This window comes from Moorena sp. SIO3B2, from assembly GCF_010692525.1.
In the GTDB taxonomy this organism is placed as follows: domain Bacteria; phylum Cyanobacteriota; class Cyanobacteriia; order Cyanobacteriales; family Coleofasciculaceae; genus Moorena; species Moorena producens.
In genome coordinates this window covers 1-2,385 of record NZ_JAAHHE010000664.1, presented here as the reverse complement: position 1 = coordinate 2,385, position 2,385 = coordinate 1, and the positions used below count along the sequence as shown (strand labels likewise).

General features: G+C 45.1%; 3 protein-coding genes. 2 read left to right on the top strand and 1 reads right to left on the bottom strand.

What is annotated here, in order from left to right:
* Window positions 1-199 (bottom strand): hypothetical protein (locus tag F6K38_RS39515; RefSeq protein WP_287360364.1); only part of this gene is annotated, 199 nt, incomplete at its 3' end.
* A 10-nt stretch (window positions 200-209) separates the two neighbouring features.
* Here F6K38_RS39515 and F6K38_RS39510 point away from each other — a divergent pair.
* Window positions 210-929, top strand: coding sequence for a hypothetical protein (locus F6K38_RS39510; RefSeq protein WP_287360363.1), 720 nt, complete (start codon window positions 210-212; stop codon window positions 927-929).
* A gap of 93 nt (window positions 930-1,022) precedes the next feature.
* A partial coding sequence (locus F6K38_RS39505) for a zinc ribbon domain-containing protein (RefSeq protein ID WP_287360361.1) occupies window positions 1,023-2,385 on the top strand: 1,363 nt, incomplete at its 3' end.

Here is a 2,385-nt window from a genome sequence, read left to right as displayed (position 1 = left end):
ACCAATGCTTACCGGTTTTATTCAAAGATAACTTGCTGATAGCTGATGGCTGATAGCTGACAGCTGATAACCCATAAATAGCTGATAGCTGAAAACTGAAAACTGATAGCTGATAGCTGAAAACTGATAACTGATAGCTGATAGCTGTTCGCGTAGCGTGCGCGTAGCGCTTAAGCTGACTGCTTATTAAAATTGTCAAAAATAGATCAATGAAGAGGCTGTTAACGTTAATATTAGACGGAGAATTTGAACAGGGGTTTGATGCCACCCTGGAAATTCGGCAAGGGGATATCCATTCTCCGTCCCAAACTCGGATTAGAGGGCGGTTGTCGGGGAATCGAGAGTTACTCAACTGTTATCGCCATTGGCAGCAACGGTATCTGAGTTTGGAAATGCTATTTCGTGCCCTGAGTGCCAATCCCGAACAGGTGACTAATTCATCCCAGCGGGGGGAAGCCTTTGCGGCTTGTCGGCGAGCAGCTGAGGTTTTGGAAGGGAGTCTTAATCACTGGCTAAATACTGATCCAGAGTTTCGCGGGATTCGGGATAAGTTATTGCGCTCTGGGAAAAAATTTCAACTGCTGTTACAGACGAATAATCCCTGGCTGCGCCGGTTTCCCTGGCACCGCTGGGATTTACTGGCGGAAGCCCAGGCCGAAGTTGCCCTGAGTGCCCTTGAATACGATTGTCCCAACCCCCTTAACCGGCAGCCTACCCCCAAGGGCAAGGTCAGAATTCTGGCAATTTTGGGTCAGGGTGCCAATCTTAACCAGCAAGCTGATCAGCAGGCGTTGGAGGAGTTGGCGGGTCAGGCGGGGGCACAAATTACCTGGCGGCAGGAACCCCAGGCATCGGAGTTGAATCAGCAGTTATGGGAGCAGGGGTGGGATATTCTGTTTTTTGCTGGTCTCGCAATTAAACGGCAATAAAGTGGTACAAAACGGGATTTAATATCTCAAAATGGACATTGACTGTTTACTAGCGCTAGGGTAAAATGTCAAAGTAGGATACAGCAACTAACGATGCCAATAAAAACAGGAACAACCAAGAAAATATCGACTCAAGTCGTTCCCGTAGTGGGGATGAATAAGTCGGTTGAGCTTGAGTTGTTCTCTACTATGAAGAAGCTAGGCATCGTTAGAGCTGAGTCTTATAATAAGCTGGGAAGTATAAGCCATTGGGGGTTGGATTGGAAAAAAGCTATCCCAGAAATCAAGAGCTTTAGGACTCCCGACACACTGGGTCTGCCAGCTAAGTTAATGGATTGGACGATCAACGATGTAGCTAAGGCGATCACAGCTCAGCAGGCAGCTTCTTCCGATGCTGTAATTAAAAAGCTCTACAAAAGATTTCCCGGAAAAGAGAACGAAAAATATAGGAAAGAATATGTCACGCAACTTAAGAGTTTGGCTTTTCTGGACAATCCACTTCTTCACAGACTTGTTAGGAAGGCATTTCAGAGAGGGCACTCTTGGGTGAAAAATCAAATAGTCTATCAACAAGTAGGATATAGCTGTAAGCGACTCTCTCGTAATACTTATCAGCTAGAATTAGCTGGGCTAATAAGAGGAAAAAGAAACAAAATAATTGTTAGGTCTAATCGAAAAATAAAAGGACAGATTAGACTAATATACAATCAATTATTGGCAAGGTTTGAGGTTCACTTTTTAGTAGATCATGGGACTGTAGACGCTCCTTATTCCCGTCGGTCTATTGGAGTAGACAAAGGGTACACTGAAGCCTTTTTTGATTCAGATGGTCAGGCTCACGGAAAAGGGTTAGGAAAGGCAGCAACCAAGAAGTCTGATCGAATATGTGAGAAGAATCGCAATAGAGGGAAACTTTGGGCACTTCATAGAAAACTAGAAAAGATAGACCCAGCTAAGTCTGCTCGGATACTCCGCAATAATTTAACCAGAAAGACAGAAAACAAGCGCTACAGACAAGATCAGTCAGTATTAAAGGCTATCATAGGAGCCGCATCTAAATCCCTTTTTAATGGGGAATCGTTGAAAGTTTTTGCTGAAGATTTAACACAACCAATAAAGACCAAACGTCAGTCCAAAGCCATGTCCCGCAAGCTTAATAGTTGGATGAAAGGAGTAATGCGGAACTCCCTACAGAAATGGGCTGATTGGACTGGGTCGGTTGTAACAGAAGTCCAGCCTAGTTACACGTCGCAAGTTGACTCCGTGACTGGAACCCTGTTGGGGAAAAGGAGCGGGGACAACTTTACCAGATTTAATGGGGTCGTGTTACAGGCTGACCACAATGCTGCCAAAAATGTCCTTAGCAGAGGTACGGACAAGGATATCACCCGGTATATGAGTAAAACTGAGGTGCAGGCAGTATTGTTGCGCCGTACCGCGCGTTTCTTGGAAGGTA